The 19,584-nt window shown below is 60.3% G+C and carries 15 protein-coding genes; 5 read left to right on the top strand and 10 right to left on the bottom strand.

Annotated elements, in window-relative coordinates; all coding sequences use genetic code 11:
• Positions 1-18 precede the first annotated feature (18 nt).
• The 4 genes from Q0859_RS10440 to Q0859_RS10425 form a co-directional block, all read right to left on the bottom strand.
• The gene (locus Q0859_RS10440; RefSeq protein WP_299150714.1) at positions 19-975 is read right to left on the bottom strand and encodes an ABC transporter permease; all 957 of its coding nucleotides are present in this window, start codon (positions 973-975) and stop codon (positions 19-21) included.
• A 248-nt stretch (positions 976-1,223) separates the two neighbouring features.
• Positions 1,224-2,816 (bottom strand): ABC transporter substrate-binding protein, encoded by a 1,593-nt coding sequence (locus tag Q0859_RS10435; RefSeq protein ID WP_299150711.1) that lies wholly within the window; start codon positions 2,814-2,816, stop codon positions 1,224-1,226.
• A 129-nt stretch (positions 2,817-2,945) separates the two neighbouring features.
• Positions 2,946-4,931 carry a CocE/NonD family hydrolase gene (locus Q0859_RS10430; protein ID WP_299150709.1) on the bottom strand — a complete coding sequence of 662 codons (1,986 nt, stop codon included), beginning with the start codon at positions 4,929-4,931 and terminating at the stop codon, positions 2,946-2,948.
• Between the two features lie 51 nt (positions 4,932-4,982).
• Positions 4,983-6,092: a DUF4147 domain-containing protein gene (locus Q0859_RS10425; RefSeq protein ID WP_299150707.1), complete on the bottom strand. Its 1,110-nt coding sequence runs from the start codon at positions 6,090-6,092 to the stop codon at positions 4,983-4,985.
• 222 nt (positions 6,093-6,314) lie between these two features.
• Here Q0859_RS10425 and Q0859_RS10420 point away from each other — a divergent pair, with 222 nt between their 5' ends.
• The 5 genes from Q0859_RS10420 to Q0859_RS10400 all read left to right on the top strand — a co-directional run bounded on the left by Q0859_RS10420 (position 6,315) and on the right by Q0859_RS10400 (position 15,123).
• Positions 6,315-9,530 carry an Ig-like domain-containing protein gene (locus Q0859_RS10420; protein WP_299150705.1) on the top strand — a complete coding sequence of 1,072 codons (3,216 nt, stop codon included), beginning with the start codon at positions 6,315-6,317 and terminating at the stop codon, positions 9,528-9,530.
• A 158-nt stretch (positions 9,531-9,688) separates the two neighbouring features.
• Positions 9,689-10,999 (top strand): TolC family protein, encoded by a 1,311-nt coding sequence (locus tag Q0859_RS10415; RefSeq protein ID WP_299150703.1) that lies wholly within the window; start codon positions 9,689-9,691, stop codon positions 10,997-10,999.
• A complete protein-coding gene (locus Q0859_RS10410; protein ID WP_299150701.1) occupies positions 10,996-13,230 on the top strand; it encodes an ATP-binding cassette domain-containing protein in 2,235 nt (744 codons plus the stop codon). The genes Q0859_RS10415 and Q0859_RS10410 overlap by 4 nt, the downstream gene beginning before the upstream one ends.
• Positions 13,227-14,408 (top strand): HlyD family type I secretion periplasmic adaptor subunit, encoded by a 1,182-nt coding sequence (locus Q0859_RS10405; RefSeq protein ID WP_299150699.1) that lies wholly within the window; start codon positions 13,227-13,229, stop codon positions 14,406-14,408. The genes Q0859_RS10410 and Q0859_RS10405 overlap by 4 nt, the downstream gene beginning before the upstream one ends.
• 73 nt (positions 14,409-14,481) lie before the next feature.
• Positions 14,482-15,123 (top strand): hypothetical protein, encoded by a 642-nt coding sequence (locus Q0859_RS10400; protein WP_299150696.1) that lies wholly within the window; start codon positions 14,482-14,484, stop codon positions 15,121-15,123.
• 136 nt (positions 15,124-15,259) lie between these two features.
• Here Q0859_RS10400 and Q0859_RS10395 read toward each other — a convergent pair whose 3' ends face one another.
• From Q0859_RS10395 to Q0859_RS10370, 6 genes are all read right to left on the bottom strand, one after another.
• Positions 15,260-15,874, bottom strand: coding sequence for a hypothetical protein (locus Q0859_RS10395; protein WP_299150694.1), 615 nt, complete (start codon positions 15,872-15,874; stop codon positions 15,260-15,262).
• Positions 15,875-16,276: 402 nt separating this feature from the next.
• Positions 16,277-16,720: a D-aminoacyl-tRNA deacylase gene (gene dtd / locus Q0859_RS10390; RefSeq protein WP_299150692.1), complete on the bottom strand. Its 444-nt coding sequence runs from the start codon at positions 16,718-16,720 to the stop codon at positions 16,277-16,279.
• Positions 16,717-17,391, bottom strand: a complete 675-nt coding sequence (locus tag Q0859_RS10385; RefSeq protein WP_299150690.1) for a nitroreductase — start codon at positions 17,389-17,391, stop codon at positions 16,717-16,719. Before Q0859_RS10385 ends, dtd begins: the two co-directional genes overlap by 4 nt.
• A complete protein-coding gene (locus Q0859_RS10380) occupies positions 17,388-18,509 on the bottom strand; it encodes a TFIIB-type zinc finger domain-containing protein (RefSeq protein WP_299150688.1) in 1,122 nt (373 codons plus the stop codon). The genes Q0859_RS10385 and Q0859_RS10380 overlap by 4 nt, the downstream gene beginning before the upstream one ends.
• Positions 18,506-18,925, bottom strand: coding sequence for a hypothetical protein (locus Q0859_RS10375; RefSeq protein ID WP_299150686.1), 420 nt, complete (start codon positions 18,923-18,925; stop codon positions 18,506-18,508). The genes Q0859_RS10380 and Q0859_RS10375 overlap by 4 nt, the downstream gene beginning before the upstream one ends.
• Positions 18,926-19,005: 80 nt before the next feature.
• Positions 19,006-19,554 carry a cytochrome b/b6 domain-containing protein gene (locus Q0859_RS10370; RefSeq protein WP_299150685.1) on the bottom strand — a complete coding sequence of 183 codons (549 nt, stop codon included), beginning with the start codon at positions 19,552-19,554 and terminating at the stop codon, positions 19,006-19,008.
• Positions 19,555-19,584: the final 30 nt, after the last annotated feature.

Raw genomic sequence — 19,584 nt, 5'->3', positions numbered from 1 at the left:
ATTTTCTCGGTGAAAAATTCATTTTGGATGCCTCAGGCGCGGATTGGCGAGAATGGACACTACATCCGCCACAATATTGAGGATGATGTAGACGGCGGCAAAGATCACCCCGCAGGCCAGCACCACGGGCACATCGCGTTTGACCACCGCATCCACCAGATATTGGCCCATACCCGGATAGGCGAACACGACTTCGACCACGACGACGCCCACCACCAGATAGGCAAGGTTGATCATCACCACGTTCACGATGGGGGCGATGGCGTTTGGGAATGCGTGCTTGCGGATGACGGTAAAGGTCGTCAACCCCTTGAGTTCAGCCGTTTCAATATAGGCTGACTGCATCACATTCAGAATGGCCGCGCGCGTCATCCGCATCATATGTGCCAACACCACCATGGTCAGCACCGCAACCGGCAGCGAGATCGCGTGGAGTTGTTCCAGCAGCGGCATTCCCGGCGAAACGGATGCAAAGGACGGGGCCCAGAACAGTTTGACCGCAAAGAAGAACACCAGAATGTAGGCAATCATGAACTCGGGTAGCGAGATTGAGGCGAGGGTCACCCCAGAGATCAGCTTGTCCGGCCACCGGTTTTGATAACGCACCGCGATCAGGCCCAGCAGGATCGCCAGCGGGACCGAGATGATGGCGGCCCAGAACGCAAGGAACAGCGTGGCCGACATCCGGCGCGAAATTTGATCCGCAATGGGCAGTTTGTTGGTCAGCGCATTGCCCAGATCACCTGTCATGATCCCCCCCAGCCACTCGAAGTAGCGGGTGAAGGCAGGCCGGTCGAGGCCCATTTCTGCCCGCAGGTTGGCGAGGTTTTCTGGGGTTGCGGTCTGTCCCAAAATGGCCTGTGCCGCGTCACCGGGCAGTATTTCGGTCAAGCCAAAGATCAAGGCGGAGGCTGCGAACAGCAGGATCAGGCCAAGCCCAAGGCGTTGGGCGACCAATGTTACAACTGGATGCATGAGGGCGCGCGCGCCTCCGTCGTTAGGGATGGCCGCAACGGGGCCGGGGCGATGAATGAACAGGCGGGGTGCCGCGTGGGCGCAGGCACAAGGATATCAAACGTTTGGGGGATGTGGACCAAACACGTGGACCGCGGCAATCGGGATGCGGCGCTGTGGATCAGGTCAGCAACGGGCCCCGAGGGGCGGACGTTGCCCGGCGATGTCTGCCGGGCAACGGGATTATTGAAAGCGAACACTGGACTGCTTTACGCTTTCCAAGTGTACTTGCCGACCTTCCAGTACATCAGAGCGCCGTTGGGGTTTGCTTCCCAGCCTTGCACTTTGTCTGAAACCGCATCCACGAAGTCGTTGAACATCGGGACCATCAGGCCGCCCTCTTCGTTCAACAGGCGACCCATCTGGGAATAGATTTCCTTACGCTTGCCCTCGTCGATCTCGGCACGCGCTTCCAGCAGCATCTCGTCAAACTCAGGACGCTTCCAGCGGGTGTCATTCCAGTCGGCAGTGGACAGATATGCCGTGGTATACATCTGATCCTGCACCGGTCGTCCGCTCCAGTAGGAACAGCAGAATGGTTGAACGTTCCACACTTCCGACCAGTATCCGTCATCTGGTTCACGCTTGATTTCCAGTGGAATACCAGCCGCTTGGCACGATTGCTGGTACAAGGATGCAGCGTCAACCGCGCCTGGAAACGCACCATTGGCGGTCCGCAGGATGATGGGCGACCCATCGTGGCCGGACTTCTTGTAATGCTCGGCCGCTTTTTCCAGATCGAATTCACGCTGTGGGATCGTTTCATCGAAAAACGGATATGCTGCATTGATCGGAATATCGTTTCCGATCGAGCCATAGCCTTGCAGGATCTTGTCGACCATTTCCTGACGGTTCAGCGCATGCTTGAGGGCAAGGCGCAGTTCGAGGTTGTCGAACGGTGCTGTGTCAACATGGGCGATGAACACATAGTGGCCACGGCCTTGGGTCGACAACACGTTCAGCGTCGGCGCGCGGTCCAGCAGCTTGGCGATCTTGGGTTCAACCCGGCTGATCGCATCCACCTGACCCGATTGCAGGGCGGCGGTGCGCGCTGTGGCGTCGTTCAGAACGATAACCTCGATGGTGTCGTAGTGCGCCACAACGGTTTGATCACCTTCCCAGTAGTCCGGGCGACGCTTGAAGACCATGCGCACGCCGGGCTCATCGCTTTCGAGCGTGTAGGGGCCGGTGCCGATGGCCGCAGCCGGGTCATCAAAGCCGCCATTGGGCTGGATCATCAAGTGGTAGTCTGCCATCAGATAGGGCAGGTCAGCGTTGCCCACATCAAGGGTCACTTCGAACACGTCACCATCGGTGCGCATGGATTTGATACCCTGCACGATGCCCAAAGCGCCGGACTTGGAGTCTTCGTTCGAGTGGCGCGCCATGGTCTGCATGACGTCGTCGGCTGTGACATCTGCGCCGTTGGAGAATTTGATCCCCTGACGGACCTTGAAGCGCCAGACCGTCGCATCGTCCGAGCCTTCCCAGCTTTCGGCAACCTGGCCCTTGAGACTACCATCCGCGTTGAGTTCTACGAGCGCTTCGCCCCACAGGAACCCTCCCGCGATTGGTACGTCCGAGGCCCAGGCAGCGGGGTCTTGGGTGTTGGTGGATTCACCACCCTGCACGCCCATCTTGAACGTCCCACCCGCGACAGGCGCCGCCTGTGCAACTTGCGCCAGCATGGAGGTTGCGACCGCAGCCGTCACGCCCAATGCGGCAGCCTTGGTCATAAATTCGCGGCGTGTCAGTGTGCCTGCCGCCACGCGTGCGGACAGGTGTTTCAGGTCATGTAACATTGTCGTCTCCCGGTTGGATTCCTGCATCTTTGCGCAGATTATAAGTGATTATGCTGCGACGTTAAGCATTTGAGCCAAGGTCGCAAGGGCTAAAGGAGGCGCAGTGTTCACGATCGCTTCCTGCGCTCGCTAGATTTGGTCGCGGCGAATTTGGTCTTCGAGGCTGCGTTCAAATACACGCTCGTTGTTTTCAAAGGCTTCAATGTCGGCGCGCAGATGGAAATGGGTCAAGTCCGACCACATTTCGCACTTGGCCTCGGTGCGCAGAACGATGTCACCCCGTTGCATTTCGTCCGTCCAATGGCAGGTGCCGCGCGCCGAAAGGGGGTCGTCGGGGTGAATGTCCCACCGTTCGCGCGCCACCGAGCCGTTGATCAACCCGTGCTCCAGATCGCGGACCTTGCCGAAATCATCCTCGATCAACAGACTTGTAACGCCGGTCACAAGGTCGGTCTGGGTCACGCGGCTGTGGGCCTCTTCGCGCAGGGTTTCGGTGCGCCATGGCTGCGCCGCGTCGGGTGGGGCAAAGGCCGGGCAATCGGTGGCACCGCTTGGGGCGGGCAGGTCAACGCGGCCGCTTGTGATGTGCAAGATGGCGGGTCTGGGTGCAGGCCAGATCAGAGGCCAATAGGCGGTGCTGATGGCGATGCGCAAGCGGTGTCCCGCAGGCACGTTATAGCCGATATGGTCAAGGTTCAGGGTTACCTCGACCTTTTGGCCCGGCTCCATCGGTGCGGGCGCTGCGGCACTGTTGCGATGGGTCAGGTTGAGCACACCATAGGTAATCCGCGTGCTGGCGCCGTCCGGGTGTACGTGGTTCAGCCGCGCCGCGATTTGGGCGGTGGGTTGGTCGGTTGACAACGTAAGGCGCACCTGTGGTGCGCCAAGGATCGCCGTGTCCTTCTCCAGTGGCGCGCTTGTCCAACAGGCCGAAAGCGCATCGTCGCGCCGCTGGTCACCGGGCATCTCCGGGCCCAGCCAGATCGCGCAGTATTCGCCCCCCTGTGTCCCCGCATCCGCCGGAGAGGACACAGCGGTATCCGTGCATGTCTCTTTGTTCACAAGGGTGCCGTCGCCCAACCACCAGCTTTGCGATATCGGGCCGGGATGCACGTTGCCGCGCCTCTGGCCGACCCAAGTACCGGGGCGATCCGTGTACCACGTCGCCGGGCGTACCCCGTCCATGATGTAGGCACGCAAATCCGGGTCTTTCTCGACCCCGGTGGGGATGTCCTTCAACCACCGATCCCACCAGCGCAGGGCCTCTTGCAGGAACCCGATGCGCGGCTCGGGCACCGCAAAGTGGGGATATTTGTGAACCCAGGGGCCGATGATCCCCTTGGCATCGGGCAAGGCGTCCACCAGTTGCGGCACCGCGTTCTTATAGGCATCACCCCATCCGCCGACGGCCAGCACCTTGGCCGAAATATTGTCATAGTGATCAATCACCGATCCATGGGCCCAATAGGCATCGCGGCATTGGTGACGCAGCCATGCGCCGGGCAGAAAGGGTTCGTTCTCCAGCCGGTCCAGCCACATCTCGCGCCAGTCCGGGCGCAGGGCCGGATCGGGCGCGCGCGACGAATAGCTCCACATCGTCGCGCCCCAGCCAAGGTTTTCGTTCAGCAGGCAGCCGCCCTTGTAATGGATGTCATCGGCAAAGCGGTCCACGGTCGAACAGAGGGTGATGATCGCCTTGAGGGGGGCAGGGGACATGGCCGCCACCTGTAGGGCGTTAAATCCGCCCCAACTGATGCCCATCATCCCCACGCGCCCATTGCACCAGGGCTGGGCAGCGGCCCACTGGATCACCTCGACCGCATCATCCAGTTCCTGCTGCGTATACTCATCGCGCATCAACCCATGGCTGTCACCGTTGCCCCGGATGTCCACGCGGAGGCAGGCATAGCCGCGCTGCGCGAAATAGGGGTGGGTCAGCGCATCACGCGCGCAGGTCCCGTCGCGTTTGCGATAGGGCAGGTATTCAAGGATCACCGGGACCGGATCGTCTGATGCGTCCACGGGGCACCATACGCGGGCGGACAGGCGCGTCCCGTCCGAGAGCGTAATTCCAAGATCAGGGGTTTCTTCAATATCGCGTAGGGTATTTTTCATGTGCTCGACGGTTGCGCGCGAAGATGAACCTGTCAAGCGAAGCAGGTTAAGTCACCGAGCCGCATCCTTATGCGCAATCAGCAGGTCCATCACATTGGTGCCCGTAGGGCCAGTCTTGACCAATGCGTCGCGCGCCTCCAGCCATGGATAGGCATCCGCGCGGGCCAGTGCGTCTGCGCCACTGTCATCCCAGGTGGTGCCGTCAACGCAAGCGCCTGCCGCATCCGTGGGCCCGTCCGTCCCGTCCGTCCCTGCCACCAGAATGCGGATATCGTCGCGCCCGGCAATCTCGCGGGCAAGGCCAAGGGCCAGCGCCATGTTGCGCCCGCCCGTACCGGGGGCAGCTGGCAACTGAACAACCGGCTCTCCTCCATAGATATGCAACCCCGCAGGTCCTGAGGTCAGCGTCGCCGCAAGGCGCGGAGCCAACGCAACCACATCATCATAGAGCGCCTCACTGTTGTTTTGAACGGGCAGCGGGCTTGCGGCGGCGATGGCACTGCGCGCGATGGCGTTGCTGGCGATAACCTCGGAGTGGAACGCAAAAGCAGGGTTCGGCGGGGCGGCCCCGATGCCGGATCCGATGGTCATCAGCGCGTCACCTTCAACATCCGACAGGGCCAGCGTGGTGACCCGTGCCCCTTGAAATCCGGCCAGCAACTTGCCGCCCTTGATCTGGGATTGTGCGGTGCGATGCGCGTTCATCTGCCCGATCTGGGCACCCGAAGCGAGCAGGTCTTGGGTGCTGGCCATCAAGGTTTCGAGGTTTTGAGCGTCGGTTGGCACTTCGACCAGCGATGAGGCCCCGCCTGAGACGAGCATCAATACCTCAGACCTCGCCGGACAGGCCCTTATTGCGACTTGCAACGCTTGACCCGCGGCCAGGGATGCAGCATCCGGGACCGGGTGCGCGGCCTCGATCACCTCGGCATGGGCGGGGGCATGGGCGGCGTGCCCGTATTTGGTGATGATCAGGCAAGGCACATCAGGCCATGCGGTCGCGGCTGGTGCAGCCATGGCCGCCGCCGCCTTGCCAACGGCGACAATACGGTCAGGTTTGGTAATGTGCCCTTGGGCCAGAACGCGCGCCACAGCCGCGTCCCCGCGCACCGCATCGACCCCAATTTGCCAAAGCGCCACCAATTCTTCCACAGTTTTCATCGCACGTCCTTCCCGCGTATTCGCCTGACTGAGTCCGAATCGCCACAATTTCTCTTAGTAATTACGGTAAATTAAGGTTGTTTGCGAAAAAGACTCTAGCCGTCGAATCATGATTCGCTTATCACTGGCCAGATAAGTGAATGTCAGCACGGCGATCCAACGTCAGCGGCATCTAGATTATTGGACCGCAAAAATGCGGCCAGAGGCGAGAGTGGTGGTGTTATGAAGGCGATTGATTTCGTCGTTCGCGATGGTGCGGGCGCGTTGCAGCGTGGGGTTGTTCCACAAGACGGAAATACGACGGTTGCGCTGACAAGCGGACAGGAAGTTTCCCTAAATCTTCGACAGATCGATATGATCTCCCAACAGCGGGTTGGTGAGGATCTCTTGATCACTCTGGTGGATGGACGCCAGATCACCCTCGAAAACTACTTTAACGATATTGGCGAGACGAACCGCCTGTTTATTTCGGCGGATGGCTATCTGAACGAGGTGGCTTTCGTCGAAACCACCGACGGGGAATTGATTGCCCAATTCGGCCCGACCGAGCAGTGGGGCAAGTGGAGCCCGTCCGATGACCTGATCTATCTGGGTCGAACCGAGATTGCAGACGCAGGCGTATATGCCGATCAGGACGATGACGTATCCATGCTTGGTGCGGGTCTGTTGGGCGCGGGCCTGTTGGGTGGCGGTGGCGCTGCGGCGGCGGGCGCGGCCGTTTTGGGCGGTGCTGCGGTCCTTGGCGGCGGTGGTGGTGGTGGTGGTGGCGATGATGGCGACGACACGACCACAACCGGCGGCACATCCGACCCGGATCCGGCAACACCTACGGTCGATAATGTCGGCACATCCACCAATATCGGTGGCGATGACACAACGACCCACACCTTTGTGGTGTCCGGCACGGGCGAACCGGGCGATACCGTTTCGGTAAACGCGGGCGGTTCCGTTCAAACCACAACTATTGCAACTGACGGGACATGGTCGGTCACCTATGAGGGCGCAAGCTTTCCCGGTGATGGTACTGTCACGCCCGTGGTTGATTTCAGCCACGCGGGCGGCGGCACAACCGTAATCAATGGCCCTGAATTCGTGATCGATACGGTCGGGCCTGCCGTTGCGTTCAGCACAGGTGTGCAAAGCGTGGGCCACACGGTCAACGATGCCGAGCTTTCAAGCGGTGTGACGCTCACTGGCACCGGCGAGCCGGGTGCGACGTTGTCGATCACCATTGACAGCGTGACGCGGACGGCCACCGTAGATGACACTGGTGCGTGGTCTGCGACATGGCAGGCAGGCACGTTGGCGGATGGTGAATATGACAGCACCATCACGATCATTGCCTCGGATGCGTTCGGCAACACAACAACCGTGACCGACACCCTCGTGGTCGACACCATCGCAGAGGTGTCCATCGCCACAGCCACAGTCGAAACCGATGGGGTCGTCAATGCCGCCGAGGCCGCCGACGGGATCACTCTCACCGGGACCGCGCAGCCAGGCTCGAGCGTGAATGTGACATTCAACGGCATCACACGGGCCGCAACGGTTGACGGATCAGGCAACTGGACGGTGGACTACACCGCCGGCGAGGTGCCCGCAGGCGAGCAGACCGCGACCATCAGTGCCACAGCCACGGACACGGCGGGCAACACCTCGACCGCGACGGGCACGATTGAGATCGACACGCTGGTCAATGCGCTCAGCTATACTTCGACCACAGGCGGTGCGGATGGCGTGATCAACGCAGCCGAAGCCACATCAGGGCTGGTGGTTACAGGCGTGACTGAGCCGGGATCGAGCGTTTCCGTGCAGCTTGGCACCGCAACAGCCGCTGCGGTGGTGGCGGCAGATGGAACATGGACCGCAACCTTTGCGGCCAGCGATATCGCGCCTGGCACCTACACGTCACAAATGGTTGCGACGGCGACAGACGCCGCTGGCAACACCCGCAGCATCAATCAGATCGTCAATGTGGATACCGAGGCCGGGTTGCTGACCCTGAACGGCCCGATTGAAACAGATGACGTCATCAACTTTGTCGAAGCCAGCGATGGGGTGATCCTGTCCGGGCGGGCCGATCCGGGCGCGATTGTGAACGTAAGCCTGCACGGTGTGACCCATCAGGCTGTCGCGAACCAGGCCGGGGTGTGGCAGACGCTTTATACATCGTCCGAGATTACGGCGGGCACATATGACGCCAATATTTCGGCAACGACCACCGATGCGGCTGGCAACTCGATCACCGTGACGGACACCGTGCTCGTTGACACACAGGTCGACAACCTGTCGGTCGCCGCGGATGTGATCGAAGGCGACAACGTGATTTCCGAGGCCGAGCGGTCTGACGGCACGATCCTGACGGGCACGACCGAGCCGGGCTCAACCGTGGCTGTCACCTTGGGTGCGGTCACCGTGCAGGCGATTGTGGACGTGAACGGCAACTGGCAGGCCCCCTTCACCGCCGCCCAGATCCCGACCGGGGAATACACCACTGGCGTGTCCGTGACGGCGACCGATGTGGCTGGCAACGTGGCAACTGTGACCGATACGGTGCGGGTCGACACATTGGTCAATCAACTGACCATTCAGGACACCATCGCAACGGATGATATCATCAACGGTGCAGAAGCGCGCGAAGGCATCTCGCTTGGCGGGCAGGTCGAGCCGGGCTCGACCGTGATGGTCGATTTCCATGGGACGGTTCTGGCCGCCACGGTGGACAGCGCGGGCAACTGGTCGCTGAATATTCCGCCAAGCGCCATTGCGCCGGGCACCTACACCGCGGACATCACCGTCATGGCCACGGATGCGGTGGGCAACACCGACACCTTGTCCGACACCGTCAGCATCGACACCGAGGCACCTGACGGCCCCGTCGTTGCCAGTGTGAACCAGGGCGTGTCCAGCATTCGCGGCATCTCGACCGAGCAAAGCGATGGCGATCTCTCCGTGGCGCAGGTCGACAGCAGCGGCTCGATCAGCGATGTGTCGGTCATTGCAACGGATATCAATGCGATCAACGAGACGAACTTTACCTTCACCTCGAACGTGCCCAACGGCTCGCACCTTATCGTCGATTCGGCAGATGTAGCGGGCAACACATCGGGCACCTATGTGGTGCTGGATGATGGCGACGCCAACTCCACCGTCGACTTGTCGAACCCAGGCTTGGGCGACCACGAAGTCGAGGCCGTCGATCTGCAATTCGCGGAAGAGGCGAACCTGACGATCACCGAGGCCCAGCTTGTGGCGCTCTCGGATGCGACAAACACCGTTACCATCCACGGCGGTAGCGACGATACCGTCACCATCGCAGGTGCCAGCCGCACCGGATCGGTACAGGTCGATGGATCGACATATGATGTCTATTCGCTTGGTACTGAAGGCACCGTCATTTTGGATGACGACATCAACGTGAACACGGCTATCGCGTAAACGAAACTTCACTGGGCAAGAACAACAAAAACAATTTCGAGCATTCCAGCAAGACATGAGGCGCGGACCGGACCCCCGCAACCGCGCCCAACCTCAAAAACGATAAAAACCCGAAACGGGAACTGACTATGGGGCAAGGTGGTATTAAGGGTGTGGCAATGTGTGCCGCGATCTCGCTGACAGCGGGGTGTCTGGCAGATATGGGGGAGACCCCGTTTGTTTCGCGGCTGAGCACGGGTGCTCAAACCTCTGTCGAGCCCCCAAGCGACACGGTCGCCTTGCGCGAAACCCCGACCAAGAATGACGAGACACTGAACGCCGACAGCGCGGTGATCCAAGGGCTGCTGGCTCGCCAGACGGTGTTGCCGGCAAACAGCGCCTATGACGAAGTGGCAACGGCCGTTTTGGCCGCAAATGCACGCGCTGCCGAAACGGAACTACGCGCCGCACGGCTGCGCGCCGAGGCGGCCTCAAAGAATTGGCTGCCCACGGTCGGCCCCCGTATCTCATTGAATTCGCTTGGTGATATCATCAGCCAGATCGTTGTTGATCAGGTCCTGTTCGACAATGGGCGCAAAAAGGGTGAACGTGCCTTTGCCAAGGCTGATGTCGAGGTCGCCGCCGTGGCCTTGGCCGAAGACACAAATGACCGGGTTGCCACGGGCCTTGGGCTGTACCTTGACGCAGCCGAGGCGCGCGAGGCCACGGCCCTGCACCGCGTTACCCTGCGCGAGATGGAACATTTTGACTACATCATGTCCGAGCGCGTGCGGGGCGGGGTGTCGGACATGTCTGATTTGAACGTCATTCGCCAAAAGCTTGCCGAAATTCGCGCCAGTATCGCGTCCGGCCAAGAGGCGGCAGCCACCGCCATTGCCGAATTGAATGCGATGGCGATCCAGCCCTTGGACGATGTGCGTGGCCAACAAACGCTGATGATCAGTGCCGCCGCCGCCCAACCGCTGGCCGTGACCCGTGCCGAGGCGGAAAAAGAGCGCAACATCGCGCAGTTCCAGATCGACCGTGCCAATCAGTTGCCGGGCGTCAGTGCACAGGCGACCCTGGGTGAAAACAGCGGGGCTGGCATCACGGCGGGCGGCATGGGCATTGGTCTGGGCACCGGTGCGCGGCTGCGCGCACTTGAGGCCGCCAAAGAGGCGGCGGGGCGCGATGTGGCGCAGGCGACCGAGGATTCAAACCGCACATTGCGTCGGCTTGAAGGCCGTGTTGCGGCCACCGAGCGTCAGGCCGGTGAGGCGCGCACCCTGACGGCGCAGGCCAAGGCGAACCTGGACCTGTTTCAGGACCAATACGAGGCAGGGCGCCGTCAGGTCATGGATGTTGTCGGCGTCTACGAAACCTTCGCCGCTCGCCAAGCCGCTGAAGTCACTGTGAAATACGAAGCCTTGCGTGTGCAGATCGAATTGGCGCGCGTACAGGGCGTTCTGGCGGATGGAGACAAGATTTGACCCTAGCGCGGCCCTTTACCCTCACCATCACCAACGGCAACCGGGCCAGCATCAAGGCGGCCCCGACCACCGAACGCCCTGTCGCTGACAACGCCAACCGGTTCGAGGACCGCTTGCGCACCCGCGCAGACCTGTCGGTGGCTTTTGCGCGTATCCTTGGGGTGAACACCGCCCGCTCTGACGTGTTTGACGCCTTGCGCCTGTCCACCTCCAAAGGGGCCAGTGACGCGGTTGAGGCTGCGGCCATTGCCAAGGGGCTTGAGGCCGCGGGCCTGATCGCCCAAGTGCGCACGATTGAGGCATTGAGCGCCGACCAATGGCCCGCACTGGCCTATATGACAAGCGGGCAAGTGGTGTTGGTGCTGGGCCAGACGCGTGGCGATCTGGTGATTTACGACAAGACCTGCACCGACAATCGCGCGCAGGTGCCTGTCACCGAATTTGCGCCCTTCTTTGCGGGCATGACCGTGCGGGCCGAAGCGCCGCTGGAACGCGTGGCCGAAATCCACCAGACCAAAAATGTGGCAACCCACTGGTTCTGGGGCGAATTTCACCGCTTCCGCAAATCGCTGGCCGAGATCGCGCTTGGCTCTTTCGTGGCCAATCTGCTGGCGGTCGCCGTGGCGCTGTTTTCGCTGCAAGTCTATGACCGGGTGATCCCGCACCAGTCCGAAGCGACTCTGTGGGTGCTGGCCGCCGGGGCCTGTCTGGCCTTGCTGATGGAGGCGTTCATCAAGGTGGCCCGTGCTCGGCTGATGGACGGGGCAGGGCGGCAGATCGAATTGTCGGTGCTGCAACTCTTGATGCAGCGAGTGATCGGCATGCGCTCGGATGTGCGCGGTCAGTCGCCTTCCATGACGTTTTCGGCAATGCGCGAGTTCGGGTCGGTGCGCGAATTCTTTACCGCCTCGACCATCGGTACGATTGCCGACATCCCGTTTATCTTTGTGTTCCTGCTGCTTGTGGCCTCCATCGCAGGTCCGGTGGTGTGGGTGCTGATCCTTGGGGGCATTCTGATGGTCGTGCCCGGATTTTTCCTGCAAAAGCGGATGTTGCAGCTGACGCAGGAAACCCAAGGCGCATCCGCCAAGTCGTCGCGGCTCTTGCACGAGGCCATCTTTGAGCGCGACACCGTCAAGACGCAGCGCGGTGAGGACCGGGTGATGCGGCTGTGGCAGGAATTGACCACGCTCAGCGCGATGAAGTCGTCCGACCAACGTCGCCTCGCCTCGGCCCTGACATTCTGGAGCCAGGGCATCCAGCAGATGACTTATGTGGCGGCGGTGATCGCGGGCACCTATCTGGTTTTTGCCGGGCAATTCACCGTGGGCTCGATCATCGCGGTCGGTATCCTGACCTCGCGCACGCTTGCCCCGCTGACCCAATTGGCGGGGACCATGGCGCGGTGGGGCAATGTGAAGGCGGCGCTTGATGGTCTCGAAGGGATCGCCCATGCCGCGCAAGACACTGACGCCACGCGCACCTATCTGCGCCGCGAAGAGCTGAAGGGGCAGTTTGAGCTGCGCGAGGTGCAGTTCCAATATGACGATGAGGGTGCGCCGACGCTGGACATTCCGGGCGTGCAGATCATGCCGGGCCAGCGGGTGGCAGTGCTAGGCTCAAACGGCGCGGGCAAGTCCTCATTGTTGAAAATTCTGTCGGGGCTTTATGCGCCGACCAAGGGCCGCGTGCTGATCGACGGCACCGACATGAGCCAGATCGAACCACGCGATCTGCGCCGGCTCGTGGGCTATCTGGGGCAGGATGTGCGCCTGTTTTCGGGCACGCTGCGCGACAACCTGAACCTGACGATGCTCGAACAAGATGATGATCGCCTGTACGCAGCCCTCGATTTCGCGGGGCTTGGGCCGTTTGTGAAAGGCCACCACAAGGGGCTTGATCTGGATATTCTGGACGGCGGCCAAGGTCTCAGCATCGGGCAACGCCAGTCGATCGGATGGGCACGGCTGTGGCTGCAGGACCCGGCGATTTGCCTGCTGGATGAGCCGACGGCGGCGCTGGATCAGACGTTGGAAACCACGCTGGTCAGCCGTCTTGAGAAATGGATGGAAGGGCGCACCGCGATCATCGCGACCCACCGTGTCCCGATTCTGTCGCTGACCACCCGCACGCTGATCCTGCAAAACGGACGGCTGACCATCGACGGGCCGCGCGACGAGGTGTTGGCGCATATCGGCAAGTCCGTTCCCATGAAGGGCAAAATCGCATGAGTGTCGCCCCCACAAACCTTGGTGCGCAGCTTGAAAGCGACATGCGGGGCCCCTCGCTGTTGATCTGGCTGTGTGGCGGGGCCGTGTTGGTGTTCGTGCTCTGGGCGGCCTTTGCGTGGGTTGATGAGATCGTGCGCGGCTCGGGCGAGATGATTTCGTCCTCGCGTCCGCAAATCATCCAGAACCTCGAAGGGGGTATTCTGGCCGAACTGGCTGTGGCCGAAGGTGATATCGTCAACACCGGCGACGTTCTGGCGCGGCTGCAAGGCACCCAGTTTCAAAGCCAGGCAGATGATTTGCAGGATCAGACCACCGCACTGGCCGTGCGTCAGTTGCGGCTTGAGGCCGAGTTGGCGGGTCAGTTCGACTTTGCGGTGCCGGGGGCATTGGAACAGCAAATGCCGGGATTGATCGCCTCGGAACGTGCGCTGTTGCAGGCGCGCCAGACCGACTACCTTAGTCGTCGCGAGGGGGCGCAGCGGGTGCTGGAACAGGCGGCCAAGGAAAAGGCGCTGCTTGAGGATTTGCTTGAGCGCAAGATCGTGGCCCTGATCGAGGTGACACGGGCCCGCAAGGCGCACGCGGATGCGCGCATCAAACTGGACGAGATCGAAACCCAAACCGAGCTGGAGCGCGCACAGGCCTATTCCGACACGCTCAAGGAACTGGGCACATTGCGCCAGACCTACAAGGCAGCACAGGACCAGTTGAACCGCACCGTTCTGGTCAGCCCCATGCGCGGGATCGTGAACAACCTGAGCGTGACCACCATTGGCGGCGTCGTGCGTCCGGGCGAAGAAATCCTTCAGATCATACCGCTAGACGAAGAACTGTTTGTCGAGGCCCGCATTGCACCCAAGGATATCGCCGGCGTGCGTCCCGGACAGGATGCGACGATCAAGCTAAGCGCTTATGATTACACGATCTATGGCTCTCTCAAGGGGGAGGTCAAACTGATCTCGGCTGACACGTTCAAGGACGAACGCAAGCCCGACGGCGACCCGCATTACAAGGTGACGTTGCGGGTGGACACATCCGGGCTGACGGACCGGCAACGCGACATCTCGATCCGCCCCGGTATGCAGGCCGAGGTCGAGTTGCACACCGGGTCCAAGACGGTTTTGCAATACCTGATGAAGCCGCTCTACAAGTCACGCGAGGCGTTTCGCGAGCCTTAGTTGGGCGATGGGCGGGTTGAGCCAATCAGCTCCCTTCAATTGTGTTGTTCTGATTGGATGCTAGGTTGCCGTCATGTCAGATAGCAAACTCAAACTTTCCATACGCGGCTGGGACAACCCCTCTTATCAGCGTTTTGTCCAAGCAGACGGAGAAGTGGGAATAGCACTTGGTGAGAACAGTGAAGATACGATAAGCCACCACGCAGCAGTACTTGCTTATGCTATCCGAAGTTATGGTATCGGCGATGTCGACCAAGAACGCCTGCGGATAGTAGATCCCTTTGAAGTTGATATTCAAACATTTCATGGATCATGGTTCGATTGTGACAAAGGGCAGTTGATTAGCAAAGGAGTTGTGACAACAAAGGCAGGTTTTTCGACCGTCGACCCCTATTTTGTTGACATTGTCGATTATTCTAGTCGCTCTTCAAACGTCCCAAATCTATGGCACCCTGGCGGCTTCGCCTACGCCTTTTGCGATCCTCCTTATGGGTTGCGCATTGAGAGGTCAGAGACACAGAAACTTTATACTGCGATTACTTCCCAACTAATCCCCGACAAAGATGTTAAGATCTACAATTGGCACTGTAAGAAACTACTTGAAGCGGTGCCTGAACTGGGGTCTGGAACCGAATGGTGGGGTGTTTTTGCCTTTACAATATTTGTTCCTAAGTCGGGCCGTATTTTTGGAATTGTCGCCTCTACGACCGATTGATCAAAATCTGTGCCAACGACAGATAAGTCCGCCTTGCGCCCGTGTGAACATGTTGCAGCTCAGGTCTGCTTTGAGCCCGCTGCGGTCATTGTGACTCGTGGTCGTGGCTCTTAGGGATCAACATCCTACACGTCGCTCAATTTGTGCGCCCAATAACATAAAGCCAAATATCGAGGTCGGTATCCTCACGAGTTCCGTCAACAGGCTTCCAATGAGGTTTTTTGTGCGGCGCAACAATTATTTCTTGCACGCAATACGCCCCACTGCCCCACTCTAGAACAAGATATGGCATGATCAGTGGGTGCGCGCCGAATGGATCGGATTTGCTTGCGCCTTCAGGACCATGGAGCATTGTGTGCTCAATAATTATTCGCCCCCCTGGGGCTAACTGTTCTACCCAGCAATCCAATGCCTTTTTGGGCTCATAAGAGTGGTCGAGAGCATTAGTGTAAATAAGGGATGCGCGCCCGTTCCAATCGGCGCGTCGTTCGTGAAAGTCCCATTCTTCCACCCCTTCGGCGTGTTCGGGAGGAGCGATATCTGTACCAAGCCCTTCGCATCCCAATTTATCTGCAAGATATGAGGATTCCATCCCGGATTTGCTTCCGTGGCACAAAACGAAAGAGATGTCAGGAACCTTTTTCAGCACATATGTTGCGATGATATCCAACGTTTTTGGATCTGCCCAAACGTCACCCGTATCGGCGTTTGCTTTGCGAATTTGCACATCGCGATAAGCTTCGTAGTCCAACTCGCCGTCCCGCAAGAAGTCGTGAAGTCTGACAAGTGACTCTTCGGGTGATTGCTGTGGCTCCGATATAAGTGGCACAATCGGTTCCGGTGCCGGTGGTTCAAGGAATGCTGCAATTCTTCGTCTGAGTGACACTTCTACAGCCCTTCAAGATTATTCCAAACCATCGTGTCACAACTTGGCTGAACAATTAAGAAACTTCAATGCAGTTTAAGCAAGCTAGGGTCGCTAAAGTTGTTTCATGTCACAGACGTTACCAAGCTATATGAACAAGTCATCTGGCCAAATATCGTTGTTCAAGATGACCTCAGTAAATAACCAGTGTGCATGGTTCGAAGCACAGATATCTTCATATTGTCCATCACTGAATTTCCACTTCGTCCGGCAAACCCACACTCCCCCTCATCCCTCGGTGTCCAGCCAAACTGTCACCGGTCCGTCATTGGTCAGCGACACTGCCATGTCTGCCCCGAACTTTCCGGTCTCGCATGGCACCCCCAATTTGCGCAGGCTCTGCGTGAAATGCAGATAGAGCGCTTCGGCCTCGCCCGGACCGGCGGCCCCGGAGAACCCCGGCCTGTTCCCGCGTGAGGTGTCGGCGGCGAGGGTGAATTGGCTTACCACCAGTGCGCCGCCCCCTGTTTGCAGGATCGAGAGGTTCATTTTGCCGCCCTCGTCCTTGAACAACCGCAGTTTGGAAACCTTGGTCGCCAGCGTTTCGGCCGTATCGGTGGTATCACCCGGCATCGCGCAGACAAGGATCAGCAGACCAGGCCCGCTTTGCCCAATGACAGCCCCGTCGACGGTGACCTGCGCCGTGCTGATGCGTTGCAACAGTGCCCTCATGTATCGCGCCAGTCGATGATGTCGCTGACCTCGGCGCGTTCGGTTCGAAAACCGTTGGCGGAGTGGTCCATGTCCGCATACCCGAACGAAATCGCGCACAGGATCATGCGATCCTGCGCGATATCGAAATGCTGGCGCACGAAGGGGGCCTGGGCGGCGATGGCGGCCTGGGGGATTGTGGCGACCCCCTTGGCCTGGGCAGCAAGACAAAAGGCGGTGACAAAGCCGCCTGTGTCCATCGCTCCGTAAGGTCCAAGGGCGGTGGGTGCCGTCACGATGGCCACATGGGGCGCGCCGAACAGACGGTAGTTCTCCATCATTTGCACGGCAGAGGCGGCGCGGTCGCCTTTTTCGATCCCGATCGCATCATAAAGCTGAAAGCCGCAGGCGCGGCGGCGGTCCCCGTAGATGCCGGGATAGCCTTCGGGCCATGGCAGATCAGGGGCGGGGACGGTAGATTGTGCCGTGGCACAGAGCGCGTCGCGGAACGTATCCGTTGCGTCCCCACGGGTGATGACCAACTGCCAAGGCTGGGCATTGCACCAGCTTGGGACGTGCCGTGCGGCGTCCACGATGGCGCAGATCACCTCATCCGGAACCGGATCGGGGCGGTAGGCGCGGCAGGAAAACCGGGCCTCAAGCAGGGCCTGCAAGGTCTCAAGATCGCTCATTGCTGCATTGCCATGACAAAGCCGACGGCCCCCGCCACAAGAAGCCCGCACAGGACCGCAATTGCGATCTTGCCCTTGGACCATGGCCGTTCGCCCTGTACCCGGCCTGTGCGCCCGTTGACCACAAAGCGATAGGTCTCACCGCGATATTTGTAGGCGGCAAGCCATACGGGCAGCAGCACGTGCTTGAAGGTGATCGTCCCCAATTTGGTGTCGACCGAATGGATGCGCTGGCGGTCGCCGCCAATGTCGAACTTGATGTCGCGGGCAATGGTGCGGTCCATGATGGCGCGGGCCTCTTCAAACCCGGCCTCCAGCGCGACCGAATACCCTTCGGCACGGAACCCGGCAAGGAATTCGGGGGTGTAAGGCTCCATCGCGCTGAGGTCCCAGGGTTCCAACGCGTCGGTAAAGTGTTTGGGAAGCGAGGTGGAAGCCAGCACCAGCACATCATCAAAGAACCGGGCCACGCGACCCCGCACGCCGCGCCAGCGGACCTTGGCGACCTGCACCTGCTGGCGTTTTCCGTCGCGCGTGACGGTGCGGGTCTCGTAATAGACCGTGCCGCGTTCGCCGGTATAGGTGCTGCGGGTGTCTGCATCAAAGGTCCAGTAAGGCACATAGATGCCTTGCATCACACGCCCCTTGCGCGCGTACTCCTGAAGGCCCGAGGGCGCAAACCACAAGCTGCCCAGCCACCCCGTCATGGCTGCGCGGGCGTCTCGTTCTGCCAAGGCAAAGGGCAGCACACCGCGCGGTTTGATGTGGCGGTGCGCGCCGGTGTCGGTGACGACGGGTGTGGCGCAGAAGGGGCATTTGGTTGCGTGGATGTCCGCGTCAAATTCAACCTGTGCGGCGCAATTTGGGCAGGTCGAAACGCGCGTTTCCTCGATATCCGCCTTGGGCAGTTCGGCGTTGAGGGCCGCGCGGTAGTCCAGTTCGGCGATGGCCGGCTCGGCTTGCGTTGCCGCACCGTCGATCATGCTGGTGTTGCCGCAATGATCGCAGGTCAGTGTGCCGGTTCCCGGTTCGAACCGAAAATCAGCCCCGCAATTGTCACAGGGAAATCGGTGGTCGGCGGGCGTGGTGCGTTGATCAAGGTCAGGCAAGTCGGTCATAGCAGTCCGTGCAGTGATTTGGGCGTGATACGGCGCAGAGCCCCATCACCGAGGGCCGTATGCCGCCACAGATGAAAAATGGCGTGTAAGGCCGAGGCAGACAGCAGGTAAAAGTAAAGCGCAGGCAGCGGAGGGCCATCCCAGCTTTGCCCGATTTGCACCCACAACGTGACCCCGGCCACCAGTCCAAGGCCCGTGTACATCCCCCAACTGAGCCATGGATGCGCGCGGCGCAGCCCGCCTTCCAGCTTCGGACCGGGGCCGTTCAGAAGTCCGCCCGTGATGGCCGTGGCACACATCGCCAAACCGCTCAGCCCAAAGGCCCACGCAAGCACCGGCATCGGGCCGCCCGCAAAGACCAGCACCAGCAACAGCAATGTCAGCCAATGCAATGTGATCGTGACGGTGCGACGCATGAAACCCCTTTGGCATATCAGATGCGCAGTATGGCCCAGGGCGGGTCCCAATGGAAAGCCACCTGCATCACCCTGTCTGCTCACAAGTGTTTGTGCAGACCTTTGGGCACCATGATCCGCAAGGCGTTGTCCTGTAATTTGTAATGTCGCCAGATATGGAATGCCGCGTGCGCGCCTGCCACAACCCCAAGCGCGTAGAATTCGATGATGTGAACCTGCCCGACAAGATGATTGAGGCGCGGCCAGCCCATGGGTGGCGCAATCGGCAAGACCCCTCCGGCTTTCAGCAGCACCGCAGAGCTGAGCCCCAGCAAAAACCCGGTAAGGGCCACAAAGAACAGCCCCCAGATCAGCGTCAGGTGCATGATCCGGTGCAGCGGGCGCAAGATACCGCGCAATTTCGGCCCCGGACGGCTTGCCAGCCCGCGCCGCATCAGGTCTGCGAACCACATCATCGACAGGGACACGAAAATCAGCGCAAGGACCGAATGTGCTTGAAAGGCGGCGGGGCCAAAGGGCGTCACATCCTTGGGCTGGACCAGAAGAAACCAGATGAACAGGGGCACTATCAGCCAATGCAGCCATTTCAGGGCGGCACGACGGGTCGGCAGATGGTGGCGCAAGGTCATGGTTCAAACGTGGTTATGAGACGCGTCCTG

This window comes from uncultured Tateyamaria sp., assembly GCF_947497045.1.
GTDB lineage: Bacteria > Pseudomonadota > Alphaproteobacteria > Rhodobacterales > Rhodobacteraceae > Tateyamaria.
This window is presented reverse-complemented; position numbering and strand designations above follow the sequence as displayed.

What these genes read in the sequence shown, in the direction of transcription:
- Q0859_RS10440 (WP_299150714.1), bottom strand. Translation starts at nt 975, where the DNA reads ATGCATCCAGTTGTAACATTGGTCGCCCAACGCCTTGGGCTTGGCCTG.
- Q0859_RS10405 (WP_299150699.1), top strand. Translation starts at nt 13,227, where the DNA reads ATGAGTGTCGCCCCCACAAACCTTGGTGCGCAGCTTGAAAGCGACATG.
- Q0859_RS10400 (WP_299150696.1), top strand. Translation starts at nt 14,482, where the DNA reads ATGTCAGATAGCAAACTCAAACTTTCCATACGCGGCTGGGACAACCCC.
- Q0859_RS10385 (WP_299150690.1), bottom strand. Translation starts at nt 17,391, where the DNA reads ATGAGCGATCTTGAGACCTTGCAGGCCCTGCTTGAGGCCCGGTTTTCC.
- Q0859_RS10370 (WP_299150685.1), bottom strand. Translation starts at nt 19,554, where the DNA reads ATGACCTTGCGCCACCATCTGCCGACCCGTCGTGCCGCCCTGAAATGG.
- Q0859_RS10435 (WP_299150711.1), bottom strand. Translation starts at nt 2,816, where the DNA reads ATGTTACATGACCTGAAACACCTGTCCGCACGCGTGGCGGCAGGCACA.
- Q0859_RS10380 (WP_299150688.1), bottom strand. Translation starts at nt 18,509, where the DNA reads ATGACCGACTTGCCTGACCTTGATCAACGCACCACGCCCGCCGACCAC.
- Q0859_RS10415 (WP_299150703.1), top strand. Translation starts at nt 9,689, where the DNA reads ATGTGTGCCGCGATCTCGCTGACAGCGGGGTGTCTGGCAGATATGGGG.
- Q0859_RS10430 (WP_299150709.1), bottom strand. Translation starts at nt 4,931, where the DNA reads ATGAAAAATACCCTACGCGATATTGAAGAAACCCCTGATCTTGGAATT.
- Q0859_RS10425 (WP_299150707.1), bottom strand. Translation starts at nt 6,092, where the DNA reads ATGAAAACTGTGGAAGAATTGGTGGCGCTTTGGCAAATTGGGGTCGAT.
- Q0859_RS10375 (WP_299150686.1), bottom strand. Translation starts at nt 18,925, where the DNA reads ATGCGTCGCACCGTCACGATCACATTGCATTGGCTGACATTGCTGTTG.
- dtd (WP_299150692.1), bottom strand. Translation starts at nt 16,720, where the DNA reads ATGAGGGCACTGTTGCAACGCATCAGCACGGCGCAGGTCACCGTCGAC.
- Q0859_RS10420 (WP_299150705.1), top strand. Translation starts at nt 6,315, where the DNA reads ATGAAGGCGATTGATTTCGTCGTTCGCGATGGTGCGGGCGCGTTGCAG.